14 protein-coding genes and 1 riboswitch are annotated in these 13,652 nt (G+C 72.2%); of the genes, 12 read left to right on the forward strand and 2 right to left on the reverse strand.

Annotated elements, in window-relative coordinates:
- Positions 1-4 precede the first annotated feature (4 nt).
- From GA0070620_RS05045 to GA0070620_RS05085, 9 genes are all read left to right on the forward strand, one after another.
- On the forward strand, positions 5-985 hold the full coding sequence (locus GA0070620_RS05045; protein ID WP_091588779.1) for a DUF881 domain-containing protein: 981 nt from the start codon (positions 5-7) through the stop codon (positions 983-985).
- A 55-nt stretch (positions 986-1,040) separates the two neighbouring features.
- Positions 1,041-1,421, forward strand: a complete 381-nt coding sequence (gene gcvH, locus GA0070620_RS05050) for a glycine cleavage system protein GcvH (RefSeq protein WP_091588780.1) — start codon at positions 1,041-1,043, stop codon at positions 1,419-1,421.
- A gap of 214 nt (positions 1,422-1,635) precedes the next feature.
- Entirely contained in the window at positions 1,636-2,088 is a 453-nt protein-coding gene (odhI, locus tag GA0070620_RS05055; protein ID WP_007071101.1) for an oxoglutarate dehydrogenase inhibitor Odhl, read from the forward strand.
- A 50-nt stretch (positions 2,089-2,138) separates the two neighbouring features.
- On the forward strand, positions 2,139-2,840 hold the full coding sequence (gene ftsR, locus GA0070620_RS05060; RefSeq protein WP_172836558.1) for a transcriptional regulator FtsR: 702 nt from the start codon (positions 2,139-2,141) through the stop codon (positions 2,838-2,840).
- 196 nt (positions 2,841-3,036) lie between these two features.
- On the forward strand, positions 3,037-3,501 hold the full coding sequence (locus tag GA0070620_RS05065) for a bifunctional nuclease family protein (protein WP_091588782.1): 465 nt from the start codon (positions 3,037-3,039) through the stop codon (positions 3,499-3,501).
- 220 nt (positions 3,502-3,721) lie between these two features.
- Entirely contained in the window at positions 3,722-4,315 is a 594-nt protein-coding gene (locus GA0070620_RS05070; protein ID WP_091588783.1) for a MerR family transcriptional regulator, read from the forward strand.
- Positions 4,316-4,911: 596 nt separating this feature from the next.
- A complete protein-coding gene (locus tag GA0070620_RS05075; protein ID WP_091588784.1) occupies positions 4,912-5,310 on the forward strand; it encodes a group I truncated hemoglobin in 399 nt (132 codons plus the stop codon).
- Positions 5,311-5,312: 2 nt separating this feature from the next.
- Entirely contained in the window at positions 5,313-6,491 is a 1,179-nt protein-coding gene (locus GA0070620_RS33960) for a globin domain-containing protein (RefSeq protein WP_091588785.1), read from the forward strand.
- 52 nt (positions 6,492-6,543) lie between these two features.
- The gene (locus GA0070620_RS05085; RefSeq protein ID WP_091598064.1) at positions 6,544-7,239 is read left to right on the forward strand and encodes a DivIVA domain-containing protein; all 696 of its coding nucleotides are present in this window, start codon (positions 6,544-6,546) and stop codon (positions 7,237-7,239) included.
- A gap of 79 nt (positions 7,240-7,318) precedes the next feature.
- Here the strand turns inward: GA0070620_RS05085 and GA0070620_RS05090 are convergent, their stop codons facing one another.
- On the reverse strand, positions 7,319-7,975 hold the full coding sequence (locus tag GA0070620_RS05090) for an SDR family oxidoreductase (protein WP_091588786.1): 657 nt from the start codon (positions 7,973-7,975) through the stop codon (positions 7,319-7,321).
- Between the two features lie 44 nt (positions 7,976-8,019).
- Here GA0070620_RS05090 and GA0070620_RS05095 point away from each other — a divergent pair, with 44 nt between their 5' ends.
- Together GA0070620_RS05095 and gcvP are read left to right on the forward strand one after the other, a co-directional pair.
- Positions 8,020-8,907, forward strand: a complete 888-nt coding sequence (locus GA0070620_RS05095; protein WP_091588787.1) for an NAD-dependent protein deacetylase — start codon at positions 8,020-8,022, stop codon at positions 8,905-8,907.
- Positions 8,908-8,997: 90 nt separating this feature from the next.
- Positions 8,998-9,096, forward strand: a riboswitch (glycine riboswitch).
- Positions 9,097-9,171: 75 nt separating this feature from the next.
- Entirely contained in the window at positions 9,172-11,994 is a 2,823-nt protein-coding gene (gene gcvP / locus GA0070620_RS05100; protein ID WP_091588788.1) for an aminomethyl-transferring glycine dehydrogenase, read from the forward strand.
- Positions 11,995-12,110: 116 nt separating this feature from the next.
- Here gcvP and GA0070620_RS05105 read toward each other — a convergent pair whose 3' ends face one another.
- Entirely contained in the window at positions 12,111-12,311 is a 201-nt protein-coding gene (locus tag GA0070620_RS05105) for a DUF5999 family protein (RefSeq protein WP_091588789.1), read from the reverse strand.
- A 123-nt stretch (positions 12,312-12,434) separates the two neighbouring features.
- Here GA0070620_RS05105 and GA0070620_RS05110 point away from each other — a divergent pair, with 123 nt between their 5' ends.
- A complete protein-coding gene (locus GA0070620_RS05110; protein ID WP_091588790.1) occupies positions 12,435-13,634 on the forward strand; it encodes a chorismate-binding protein in 1,200 nt (399 codons plus the stop codon).
- Positions 13,635-13,652 lie beyond the last annotated feature (18 nt).

Consider the following 13,652-nt stretch of genomic DNA (forward strand, 5'->3'; position numbering starts at 1 on the left):
GGCGATGAGTGACGAGCAGACCGAGACCGGGACGGGGTGGCCGCAGCCGGCGGGTCCGGGGCGGCCTTCGGGTCCGGCTGGTGAGCCGGACCCGCGGCCGGACGCGCCGGACCCGGACGAGTTGAGCCCGTTGGTGCCGGACGGGCCGGTGGACGAGCCGGGCGGGGCGGAGCGTCCCGGTCCCGGTGTGGAGCCGGTCGACGACGCGACGGTGGACCTGTCGCGGTCCGCCGGGGAGGCGGGCGTGGAGCCGGTCGCCGCGGACGCCGGTGCGGCGGTTCCCGCGCGGTCGCGGGTGTCGGCGGCGGGTGTGATGATCGCCGCTCTGTTGGCGTTGCTGGGGTTCACCCTGGTGGTGCAGTTGAAGACGACGTCGACGGATCCGACGTTGGGGGCGACGCGGCAGGAGGACCTGGTCCGGATTCTGTCGGATCTGGACGCGCGGGAGAACCGGCTGCGGCAGGACATCGCCGCGTTGGAGGAGAGTCAGCGGCAGTTGCGCTCCGGTGAGCAGGGCCGGCAGGCGGCGCTGGAGGAGGCGACGCGGCGGGCGGACGAGTTGGGCATCCTGGCGGGCACGTTGCCGGCGAAGGGGCCCGGGTTGTCGGTGCGGTTCACGGCGGGTGGCAAGCCGATCTCGGCGATGCGGGTGCTGGACGCGGTGCAGGAGCTGCGGGGTGCTGGCGCGGAGGCGATGCAGATCTCGGGTGGGGATCGGGCGACGGCGCGGATCATCGCGTCGACGTACTTCCTGGACGGGGAGAACGGTTCGCTGGTGGTGGACGGGCGGCGGTTGACGGGTCCGTACACGATCACGGTGATCGGTGATCCGGCGACGATGCGTACGGCGTTGAACATTCCCGGTGGGGTGGTGGCGTCGGTCCAGAATGACGGCGGTAACGTGATCGTTGAGGATCGTGAGGTTGCCGAGGTTTCGGCACTGCACGCGCCGATCAAGCTGGAACACGCCCGTCCGGTCTCCTGACCGGCGCGGCCCGCGCCGGGTGGCCCGGTGCACCGATGGATGAAGGACGCGTCTGGTGATTCCTGAGGATCTGCGTTACACCGCCGAGCACGAGTGGGTGGCGGGTGACGGCACGGGTTCGGTCCGGGTCGGCATCACGCACTTCGCGCAGGACGCGCTGGGTGACATCGTGTATGTGCAGTTGCCCGATCCCGGGGCGACGGTGGCCGCGGGTGACTCGCTGGGTGAGATCGAGTCGACGAAGAGCGTGTCGGAGATCTACTCCCCGGTCAGTGGCACGGTGTCCGCGCGCAACGAGGCGCTCGGTGACACCCCCGAGGTGATCAACACGGACCCGTACGGTGCGGGTTGGTTGGTGGAGATCACTCCTGATGATCCGACGGCGGTGGACGGGCTGCTGACTGCGGGCGCTTACCGCGAGTTGACCGAGAGCTGAGTTTGCTTGATCCGGTGCGCTTGTTGAGTCCGCGCGTCCGGTTGCCCTGCATTTCGGCGCTGGCTAGGCTCGCCCAGTCGACCGAGAACCCAATAGTTGAGCGTTGCGGAATTGCCTTCCCTGGCACGGGGAGCCAGCCGCCGGGTGTGCGACTGCCCGGCGGCCAGACCCGCCATTACCCGACGCCGACCGATCAGATCCGTGAGGTGGTCCCATGACGCGGCCAGACGACGAGTTCCCCCCACTCGACGTCACTTCGACGCTCAATCTCGGTTCGCTCGACGAAGTGCTGGAGGGGCCGGACACCGATGTGGTGCCGAGCCGGATGTCCGGTTCGTTGCCGCCCGGGATGGCGCTGCTGGTGGTTCGTCGGGGTCCGAACGCGGGCGCCCGGTTCTTGTTGGACCACGATGTGACGACGAGTGGGCGGCACCCGGACAGTGACATCTTCCTGGACGACGTGACGGTGTCGCGGCGGCACGCGGAGTTCCACCGTGACGGTGGGACGTTCACGGTGCGGGACGTGGGAAGTCTCAACGGCACGTACGTGAACCGGGAGCGGGTCGAGGCGGCCACGTTGAGTAATGGTGACGAGGTGCAGATCGGCAAGTTCCGGGTGGTGTTCATCGCCGGTCCGCGTCCGGAGGAGGAGGCCGGCCGCGGGTGAACGAGCCTGCGGCCTCCACGCCGTCGGGGGTGGCCCGCTCCCAGCCGCTGATGAGCATCGGCGAGGTGCTGGGGCAGTTGCGGGCGGATTTCCCGGACGTGACGATCTCGAAGTTGCGGTTTCTTGAGGCCGAGGGGCTGGTGGAGCCGCAGCGGACGGCGGCGGGTTACCGGAAGTACGGCTGGGACGACGTCGCGCGGTTGCGGTTCGTGCTGACCGCGCAGCGGGATCAGTACCTGCCGTTGCGGGTGATCCGGGAGCAGTTGGCGGAGTGGGACGCGACCGGTTCGGCGCCGGGTCGGTCGCGTCCGGCTCTGGTGGCGGTGGGCCCGGGTGGTGAGGTGCCGGGTCGTGCGGAGGAGCCCGCGGAGTCGTCGGCGGAGGTTCGGCTGGGCCGCGTGGATCTGGTGGCGCGCAGCGGGATCGACGAGTCGACGTTGGCGGAGTTGGAGCGGCTCGGTGTGGTCGTGTCGGATCCGCCGGGTTGGTACGACGGTGATGCGTTGATCATCGCGCGGGCGGTGGCGGGTCTGGCGGCGTACGGGTTGGAGCCTCGGCATCTGCGGGGTTACCGGACGGCGGCGGATCGGGAGGTCGGTCTGTTCGCGCAGTTGGTGGCGCCGTTGGCGCGGCAGAGTGATCCGGCGGCGCGGGCGCGGGCGGCGGAGACGGCGCGGGAGTTGGTGGCGTTGTCGCAGCAGCTGCATGCGGCGTTGGTGCGGGTGGGTCTGCGGTCGACGTTGGGTCGGTGAGCCGGTTGCCGTCGGGGTGCCGGTGGGAGGCCGAGCGGAAAGATCTGTTCCGGGAAGCGTGTCGTAGGCTTGCCGGGGTAACCCCTTTCTGGCGCGGGCGTGGTGCGGATAGCGCGTGGGACGGCCGTGTCGCGGTCCGTGTACCGTGCAGGGAAGGGCGCGGTGCGGCGTAGGTGACAACGACACGGAGGCGGCGGTGCGCGAGCTGAGCGTGGTCGGGGTTCGGGTTGAGCTGCCCAGTAACCAGCCGATCGTCCTGCTCAGGGAGGTCGAGGGCGACCGCTATCTGCCGATCTGGATCGGCGCGGTGGAGGCCACGGCGATCGCTTACGAGCAGCAGGGGGTCAAACCGGCCCGGCCGTTGACGCATGATCTGTTGCGGGATGTGCTGGCGGCGCTTGAGGCGCCGTTGCGGGCGGTGGAGATCACCGAGCTCAAGGAGAACGTCTTCTACGCTGATCTGTTGATCGGTGACGGGGTGCGGGTGTCGGCGCGGCCGAGCGATTCCATCGCGTTGGCGTTGCGGGTGGGGGCTCCCATTCGTTGTGCCGAGCAGGTCCTCAGTGAGGCGGGGATCGTCATCCCGGACGAGCAGGAGGACGAGGTGGAGAAGTTCCGCGAGTTCTTGGATCAGGTGCGGCCGGAGGATTTCGCGGGCTGAGTGCGCCGGGTCGGCCCTCCGGTCGGGGGTCGGTCGTGGTGTTCCCGTCCGGCGTCACTGTGGGTGACGCCGGATGTGTGTGGTGATCTTCCTGGTGGCTGCGCGGCGTGTCGCGGCGGTTTCTCCGTGGTAACCCTTGAGCCTCCCTATAGGGTTGCCGTGTCGAGGGGTGCGCGTCCCGGAAACGACGCGTCACCGCACTGGCGGGGAGGTTGTCCGGATGCACGAGCCGCGGAATTCCGATGCGGGTACGGAACTGGACGAGCCGGGTGTGGCGCCGCCGGGGTGGGCCACGGACAGTGACGGTTCGGTGGGCTACCGGGGTGTGACGGCGTGTCACGCGGTGGGCATCAGTTACCGTCAGCTGGACTACTGGGCGCGGACGTCGCTGGTGGTGCCGAGTGTGCGCGACGCGTCGGGCTCGGGCACTCAGCGGTTGTACTCGTTCCGCGACCTGGTGGTGTTGAAGGTCGTGAAGCGTCTGCTGGACGCCGGGGTGTCGTTGCAGAACATCCGCAAGGCGATCGACGCGTTGCGGTCGCGTGGGGTGGAGGACCTGGCGGGCATCACGCTGATCTCGGACGGGACGACGGTGTACGAGTGTCGTTCCCCGGAGGAGGTGGTCGACCTGTTGCAGGGTGGCCAGGGGGTGTTCGGCATCGCGATCGGTGGGGCGTTCAAGGAGATCCAGGGTTCGCTGTCGCATCTGCCGGCGGAGCCGGCGGCCGGGGCGGGTGCCGTGGAGCCGGAGGCGACGCCGGATCGGGCGGGCGACGAGTTGGCGGCCCGGCGGGCGCGTCGCCGCGCCGGCTGAGGAGCGGGTCTGGCCCCTCCCCGTGATCGGGGGGTTGGGGTAAGGGATGAGTTGCGCGCGGCCCGGGTCGCGCCGGTGGGGCGTACCAAATGGCGGGCCGTGCCGGGTCGATGGGCGTGTCGCGTCCCCGTGGTGTTTGCGACGTCTTTCCCGTGTTGTGGTGACGCTGTGTGCCGGTTGGTGGTGGTGTCGGCGGGCGCGGTGGCGACGGCGGTCGGGGCGGTGGTGTTTCTCGCGGCGGCGGTCGTGGCCGGTGCGCGGTGGTGGGTGTCGCCGGTGGTCACCGGAGGTGCCGTGCCTGCCGGTCCGGCGGGGCGTCGAGGGTTCCATGGTGGACGGTCGATGGGGTCGCCGTCCACCGGCGATCACCGGTGGTGCCCGCACGATGCCTGCGTGTGTTCGTGGTGGTGACGCTGCGTGGGTGGCTGCTGTCAGGAATCCGATAGGGGGGCCGTGACCGGGGGTCGTTCACACGCTATGGTCCGACACGGCCGTTTGGTGCCGATGCTGCCCGAGAAGATGGCATCGCGTACCGCGCGGCGTGATGCCCCCTCCGCGCCGACCCCGCGCGACCCTCCACCCTGGAAGGAACAACCGTGACGGTTACGGAAGAGACCGCCCCCGTTTCGCACTACGAGCGCATCGGTGGTGCCAGTTCGGTGAAGGCGGCCGTCGAGCTGTTCTACGACAAGGTGCTCGCCGACCCGGACCTCGCCGGCTACTTCGCCGACGTGGACATGGTGGGTCAGCGTCGGCACCTGGCGTTGATGCTGACCGTGGTGCTCGGTGGGCCGAACGAGTACACCGGCCGTGGGCTGGCCGAGGCTCACCAGCCGCTGAACATCCCGGTGGCGCACTACGCGAAGGTCGGTGAGCACCTGACGGTGACGCTGACCGAGCTGGGTGTGCCGGCCGACATCCTGGCGGACGTGCAGACCGTTCTGGGTCAGGTGCAGGACCAGGTGGTGGCCAGCGGGACCCGTCCGGGCGTCTGAACGTGGACGCGGCACGGCTCAAGCAGAGTTGGTCCCTGGTCGCCGCGCACGGCGACCAGGTGCCGCTCTACTTCTATTCGACGTTGTTCCTGGCCCACCCCGAGACCCGGCAGATGTTCCCGACGAACATGGCGGGTCAGCGGGACCGGCTGGTGACCGCGCTGGCGCACATCGTCACCAACGTGGACCAGGTGGACCGGCTGGTCGGGTTCCTGCAGGACCTGGGCGCCGACCACCGGAAGTTCGCGGTGCGCGCCGAGCACTACCCGGCGGTGGGTGAGGCGCTGGTCGCCACCCTGCAGCACTTCCTCGCCGATCAGTGGACCGAGGAGTTGGCGCAGGACTGGACGGCCGCGTACGGCCTGGTGGCGCAGGTGATGATCGAGGCCGCGCAGGCGGCGGAGGCGGTGAACCCGCCGTGGTGGGTCGCGGAGATCGTGGCGCACGAGCGGCGGGCGTTCGACGTTGCCGTGTTGACGCTGCGTCCGCAGTATCTGCTGCCGTTCACCGCGGGGCAGTCGATCGGGGTGTCGCACCCGTCGGTGCGGTCGTGGCGGTACTACTCGCCGGCGAACGCGCCCCGCGCGGACGGCACCCTGGAGCTGCACGTGCGGGCGGCGCCGGGCGGTGCCGTGTCGTCGCGGCTGGTGTACGGGTCGGCCGTGGGTGACCAGGTGCACCTGGCGGCGCCGGTGGGGGATCGGTTGACGTTGTGGTCGGCCGGTTCCAGTGATCTGCTGCTGCTGGCCAGCGGCACCGGGTGGGCGCCGGTGAAGGCGCTGGTGGAGCAGGTCGCGGCGGAGGGTTCCCGCCGCCGGGTCGACCTGTACGTGGGGGCGCGGTCGCGTTCCGAGCTGTACGACACCGACGCGATCGACAAGTTCGCGTCGTCGTACCCGTGGCTGACGGTGACGTACGTGATCGGTGTGGATCCGCAGCGGCCGGGGGAGTTCGTGCAGGTGGCGGACCGGGCGTTGACCGACGCTGACTGGCGTTCCCGGCACGTGTACGTGTGTGGTTCCGACGAGATGGTGTCGTACTCGGTGCAGGCGTTGGGTCGGGCCGGCTACCACGCCGGTCAGGTGCATCACGAGGGGTTCGGGAAGCACTGGTACGGCCCGGCGTGGCGGACGGCGGTGGAGCAGGCGTCCTCCCCAGACAATCTCGGGGGTGTGCGGTGAGCGTACGGAGTGCGCTGACGAGCCCCGCAGTGACGAACGGAAGGGCGAGCCGGTGAGCGCGACCCCGATCAGCAGGTACGACGGGATTCAGGTGTCCGGCGGCGTCCAGGTGCGGATGACGGCCGACCGGGTGCGTCGGTGGGAGTTCGCGGCGGCGTCGTTCACGCGGCGTGGCTACGACAACGCGGACGTGGACCGGTTCCGGATGCAGGTGGCCGACGAGCTGGACGTGTTGTCGGCGCAGATCGCGAACCTGCGTGCGGAGAACGAGCGGCTCAACGACCGAGTGGAGCTGCACCGGCACGGGGTGATCCCGAGCAAGAACGCGGCGGCGAACGTGCCGGCGGCCAAGGAGGTGAATCTGCTCTCGGCGGCGCAGCGGGAGGCGGAGCAGATCATCGCCCAGGCGCACGACTACGCGCGGCGGGTCGCCGAGTACGCGCGGGTGCAGTACGAGAGCTACATGCAGGCTGCGGCGGAGGAGGCGAAGCAGGAGGCCGAACGGGCGGTGAAGGACTACCGCAGTTCGGCGGGGTCGAGCTTCGACGACACGGTCGCCACCCGGGAGGCGCTGCGGATCTTCGGCGAGATGATGATCTCGCACATGCAGGCGGCGGCGCGGCACCTCGACGACGGCAGTGAGCACCTGGCGCGGACGATGGACCGGATCGCGAAGGAGACGCCGGGGGCGCCGTTCGTGGCCGGTGGTGCGCAGCCGGCGGCGTTGCCGCGGCACCAGCAGCGGTGATCCGCTCCCGGTCGGTCCGCGGGTGCGCGTGGGCCGACCGGGAGCGCCCGCGTCGTCCGGCGCGGCGGGGCCGGCGGTGTCAGCTGACGGCGGCGGTGACCGCGTCGTCGAGGGGGGTGTCCCCGCCGACGAGCTCCAGGATCCGCCCGGCGCTGGCCGGCCGGTCGAGCAGGGCGACGAGCACCCGGGCCACGTCGGCGCGGCTGACCGCGCCACGGTCGACGTGCCGGGCCAGGGCGATGCGTCCGGTGGGCGGGTCGTCGGTGAGCCGGCCGGGGCGCAGGACCGTCCAGTCCAGGTCGCGGGCGGTGAGGTCGTCCTCGGCGGCCTTCTTGGCGCGCAGGTAGGCGGCGAACACCGGGTCGGTGTCGGGCGCCGGGGGGCCTTCCACGCCCATGGAGGAGACCAGCAGGTAGCGGCGGACCCCGGCGTGCTGGGCGGCGTCGGCGAGCAGCGCGGCGGCGGCCCGGTCGACGGTGTCCTTGCGGGCGGCGCCGCTGCCGGGGCCGGCGCCGGCGGCGAAGACGACCGCGTCGGCGCCGGTGAGGTGTGCGGCCAGGTCGGCGGCGGTGGTGTGTTCCAGGTCGCAGACGACCGGTTCGGCGCCGGCCGCGGTCAGCGCGGCGGCGTGGTCGGGGTTGCGGATCAGGCCGACGGCGGTGTCGCCGCGGCCGGCGAGTTCGGCCTCCACCAGTTGGGCGATCTTGCCGTGGCCTCCGGCGATGACGACGCGCATACCGCCAACCTACCGGTGGGCGGGCGCACGGGCGTTGAGGCAGCATGGACGGCGTGGAGGAGACGTTCGACGTGCTGGCGCGGCGGGTGGCCGGCGGTGGGGTCGTGGTGCTGAGCGGGGCCGGGTTGTCCACCGAGTCGGGGATCCCGGACTACCGGGGGCCCAGCGGGGTCGCGCGGCGGCACACGCCGATGACGTACCAGGCGTTCACCCGCGACCCGCTGGCCCGGCGGCGGTACTGGGCGCGTAGCCACCTGGGGTGGCGGTTGATGGCCCGGGCGGAGCCGAACGACGGGCACCGCGCGGTGGCCCGCCTGCAGCACGGCGGCCTGGTCGACGCGGTGATCACGCAGAACGTCGACGGGTTGCACACGGCGGCGGGCAGCCCGTCGGTGGTGGAGCTGCACGGGCGGCTGGACGAGGTGGCCTGCCTGGGCTGCGGCAACCGGACGTCGCGGGAGGAGCTGGACCGGCGGTTGCGGGAGGCGAACCCGGGGTTCGACGCGCGGGTCGCCGCGGTGAACCCGGACGGTGACGTGGACCTCGACGACGCGGACGTGGCCGGGTTCCGGGTGGTGGACTGCACGTTCTGCGGCGGCGGGATGCTGAAACCGGACGTGGTGTTCTTCGGCGAGACGGTGCCCGCGCCGCGGGTGGCGCGCTGTTTCGACCTGGTGGAGCGGGCGCGGCTGCTGTTGGTGTTGGGGTCGTCGTTGACGGTGATGTCGGGTCGCCGGTTCGTGCTGCGGGCGGCGAAACGGAACATTCCGGTGGTGATCGTCAACCAGGGGGTGACACGGGGTGACGGGTATGCGGCGTTGACGGTCGACGCGCCGCTGGGGCGGGTGCTGCCCGCGCTGGCCGACCGCACGCTCGGCCCGACGCCGGCCGGTTCCGGGTCGGTGCCCGCGGGGGTTGCCGCGCCGGCCTGACGAGGGACCGGCGGCAGGTGCCGATGATCACCGTGGCGGGGTACGACATCTGTGGGAAACCCGTGCGCTGGTAGCGTTGACGGTGCCGGTCACACCCGCGTGGGAGAGACCGCCCAGGCAGCATCAGGGCGGCGCCGAAGGGGCAAATCCTCCCCGGAACCTCTCAGGCAAAAGGACCTCGCGGGGCAGGCACTGTGGAGCGCCGCGCGGGTGCGACAGAGGGGGAGGCCGACCTGTCGACCTCGCCCCCCGGGAGCGCCGCCCATGACCACAGAGCAGTTCGCCACCCGTCACATCGGCCCCGGGCCGGACGACGAACGCCGCATGCTGGAGGCCGTCGGCTACGGCTCGATCGACGAGCTGATGGACGCCGCGATCCCCGAGGTGATCCGGTGGCACGGCACCCTGGACCTGCCGGACCCGGCGACCGAGGCCGAGGCCATCGCCGAGCTGCGGGCCCTGGCCGGCCACAACACCGTGGCCGTCTCCATGATCGGCCTGGGGTACCACGGCACGCACACGCCCGCGGTGATCCGCCGTAACGTGCTGGAGAACCCGGCCTGGTACACGGCGTACACGCCGTACCAGCCGGAGATCAGCCAGGGTCGGCTCGAGGCGCTGCTCAACTTCCAGACGATGGTCACGGACCTGACCGGGCTGGCCACCGCGAACGCGTCGATGTTGGACGAGGGCACCGCGGCGGCCGAGGCGATGACCCTCGCCCGCCGCGCGTCCAAGAGCAAGAGCCCGGTGTACGTCGTCGACGCGGACGCGCTGCCGCAGACCGTCGCGGTGATCGCCAGCCGGGCGGAGCCGCTGGGCATCGAGGTGCGGGTGCTCGACCTGGACGTCGAGGACCTGCCGGGTGAGTTCTTCGGCCTGCACCTGCAGTACCCGGGGGCGTGCGGGGCGGTCCGCGACCACGCGGCGCTGGTCGAGGCCGCGCACGGCGTCCGTGCGCTGGTCACCGTCGCCGCGGACCTGCTCGCGTTGACGCTGCTGCGCGCGCCCGGGGAGATCGGCGCGGACATCGCCGCCGGCACCACCCAGCGGTTCGGTGTGCCGATGGGCTTCGGTGGCCCGCACGCCGGTTATCTCGCGGTGCGCTCCGGCCTGGAGCGGATGCTGCCCGGCCGGCTCGTCGGGGTGTCCCGCGACGCCGATGGCAACCCGGCCTACCGGCTGGCGTTGCAGACCCGCGAGCAGCACATCCGCCGGGAGAAGGCGACCAGCAACATCTGCACCGCGCAGGTGCTCCTCGCCGTGATGGCCGGCATGTACGCCGTGTACCACGGGCCGGACGGGCTGCGGGCGATCGCGGCGCGTACGCACGAGATGGCGGGGCGGCTCGCGGCCGGGTTGCGCGCCGGGGGCGTGCAGGTCGCGGACGTCGCGTTCTTCGACACCGTGACCGCGAGCGTGCCGGGCCGGGCCGCGGAGGTGGTCGCGGCGGCCGCCGAGCGGGGCGTGAACCTGCGGCTGGTCGACGCCGACCGGGTGGGGGTGTCCTGCGACGAGACGACCACGCGGGCGCACCTGGAGGCGGTGTGGGCGGCGTTCGGGGTGCCGGCGTTCGACGGCGCCGTGGACGTGGCGCTGCCGCCGGCGCTGGCGCGCACCTCGGAGTTCCTCACCCACCCGGTGTTCTCCAGCCACCACTCGGAGACGGCGATGCTGCGCTACCTGCGGCGGCTCGCGGACTTCGACTACGCCCTGGACCGGGGCATGATTCCGCTCGGGTCGTGCACGATGAAGCTGAACGCGACCACCGAGATGGAGCCGGTGACGTGGGCGGAGTTCGCGCACGTGCACCCGTTCGCGCCGGCCGAGCAGACGGCGGGCTACCGGGAGCTGATCGGTCAGCTGGAGGGGTGGCTGGCCGAGCTGACCGGCTACGACGCGGTCAGCGTGCAGCCCAACGCCGGGTCGCAGGGTGAGCTGGCGGGTCTGCTGGCGATCCGGGGGTATCACCGGGAGCGCGGCGAGGGACACCGGGACGTGTGCCTGATCCCGTCGTCGGCGCACGGCACGAACGCGGCGTCGGCGGTGATGGCCGGGATGCGCGTGGTCGTGGTGGCCTGCGACGACGACGGTAACGTCGACCTCGTCGACCTCGACGCGAAGATCGACAAGCACCGGGACGCGCTCGCGGCGATCATGGTGACGTACCCGTCGACGCACGGCGTGTACGAGACGGGCATCGCGCAGCTGTGCGCGAAGGTCCACGACGCGGGCGGCCAGGTGTACGTCGACGGGGCGAACCTGAACGCGCTGGTCGGTTTCGCGAAGCCGGGGAAGTTCGGCGCGGACGTGTCGCACCTGAACCTGCACAAGACGTTCTGCATCCCGCACGGCGGTGGCGGCCCGGGGGTCGGGCCGGTGGCGGTGCGGGCGCACCTTCAGCCGTTCCTGCCCGGTGACCCGGGTGCCGGGCACGACAGCACGCGGCCGGCGATCTCCGCCGCCCGGTACGGGTCGGCGGGCATCCTGCCGATCCCGTGGGCGTACCTGCGGATGATGGGTGGGGCGGGCCTGACCCGGGCGACCGGGGTGGCGGTGCTGGCGGCGAACTACGTGGCGGCGCGGCTGCGCGACCACTTCCCGGTGCTGTACGCCGGCAACAAGGGCCTGGTGGCGCACGAGTGCATCCTCGACCTGCGGCCGCTGACGAAGTCCACCGGGGTGAGCGTGGACGACGTGGCGAAGCGGCTGATCGACTACGGCTTCCACGCGCCGACGATGTCGTTCCCGGTGGCGGGGACGCTGATGGTGGAGCCGACGGAGAGCGAGGACCTGGCCGAGCTGGACCGGTTCTGCGCGGCGATGATCGCGATCCGGGCCGAGATCGACAAGGTGGCGGCGGGTGAGTGGCCGGTGGGGGACAACCCCCTGGCGAACGCCCCGCACACGGCGGCGATGGTCAGCGGTGACGAGTGGCCGCACGCGTACCCGCGATCGGTGGGCGCCTACCCGGACGGGGTGGACCGGGCGGGGAAGTACTGGCCGCCGGTGCGGCGGATCGACGGCGCGTACGGCGACCGGAATCTGGTCTGCTCGTGCCCGTCGCCGGAGGCGTTCGAGAGCTGAGGTCGGCGACGCCGGGGCGGGGTGTTTCCACCGCCCCGGCGGGTCGACCTGGCGTGGTTGTCCCGATCCGGGGGACTAGCCTGGTCGACGTCGGGTGGGTGACGCAGCGTGGTTGTTCAGGCGACGAGGGCGTGGCGGGCGGGCCCGCGGTGCGGGGCGATGCAGCGGCCGTCGGGCAGCAGCTCGCCGGTGTCCTCGAAGACGATGACTCCGTTGCAGAGCAGGCTCCAGCCCTGCTCAGGGAAGCAGGCGATGACCCGGGCGGCTTCCCGATCAGTCGCGTCGGCGGAGGGGCAGGTCGGTTGATGCTGGCACATCGGGTTCTCCGGACTGTGGGGGCACTGTGTCATGGTTCACATGACCAGTGACGCACAGTACCAAGCGAAAGTGGCCAGCATCGAGCAGGCCCACGCGTACGAGCCAGGAAATCCACTGAACGGATGAGGAAGGTTGGACCGGACGTCGTGGAAACGCTCCCACACCGGGTCGTCGATGTGCCGGCGGCGCCGGTCGGCTGCCGCCGTACCCTCGTCGAACGCGACCGGTGGGAGTGGCGGCCCGGCGACGACGGCGACCCCGCCGCCATCGCGCAGGAGTTCCTGGCCGCGCACGGCCTGGCCCTGGACGACCTGGCCCGCCCGGCCGGCGGCCACGACCCCGCCGGTCCCTGCGGCGCGGCCCTCTACGTCTCCGCCGCCGCCGGCGCCCTCCTCGCCGGCGCGCCGTCCGGCGCGGCGAACCCGGCGCCCGCCCTGCCCGAGGTCGTCGTCGTGGTCTACGGCCACGGCGACCCCCGGCCCGAACCCGTGCGCCCGCAGACCGGGGCCGGCTGGTGGCTCGGCGACTGGGCGGAGAGCTGGACGCCCGGCGAGCACGCCGCGGCGATCGACGCGGTCCACGCCGCGATCGGCCGCGGCGACGTCTACCAGGCCAACGTCGTCGGACACGCCGCCGCCCGCTACACCGGCGACCCGCTGCCCGCCCTGGCCCGCCTCGGCGCGCTGCCCGGCGCCCGCTACGGCGGCACCCTGACCGGCGCCGGCTGGGCCGTCGGCTGCGCCTCCCCGGAGACCCTCGTCGCGGTCACCGACGGCCGGCTGGTGACCCGCCCCATCAAGGGCACCCGCCCGGCCACCGCCGCCGGCCGCCGGGAGCTGCTGACCAGCGCGAAGGAACGCGCCGAACACATCATGATCGTCGACCTGGAGCGCAACGACCTGGCCCGCGTCGCCCGCACCGGGACCGTGCGCGTCGACGAGCTGTTCGCCGTACGCCGCTGGTGCGACCTGTGGCAGGCCGAGTCCACCGTCACCGCCGCCGTCGCGGACGGTCTCGGCCTGGCGGACCTGCTGCGCGCGGTCTGCCCCGGCGGGTCGGTCACCGGCGCGCCGAAGCTCGCCGCCCTGCGCCACATCGCCGAGCTGGAACCGGTCGGCCGCGGCGCCAGCATGGGGGCGCTGGGCTGGGTCGCCCCCGGCCACGTCGACCTGGGCCTGACCATCCGCACCGCCGCCGTCGACGGACAGCGGGTGCACGTCTGGGCCGGCGGCGGCATCACCTGGGACAGCGACCCGTGGGACGAGGTGGCCGAGGCCGCCGCCAAGACCACCCCGGTGCGCGCCGCGCTCGCCGGCCGCTGAGCCGTCCGAGGCCGCGGC

The organism is Micromonospora krabiensis, assembly GCF_900091425.1.
In the GTDB taxonomy this organism is placed as follows: Bacteria; Actinomycetota; Actinomycetes; order Mycobacteriales; family Micromonosporaceae; genus Micromonospora; species Micromonospora krabiensis.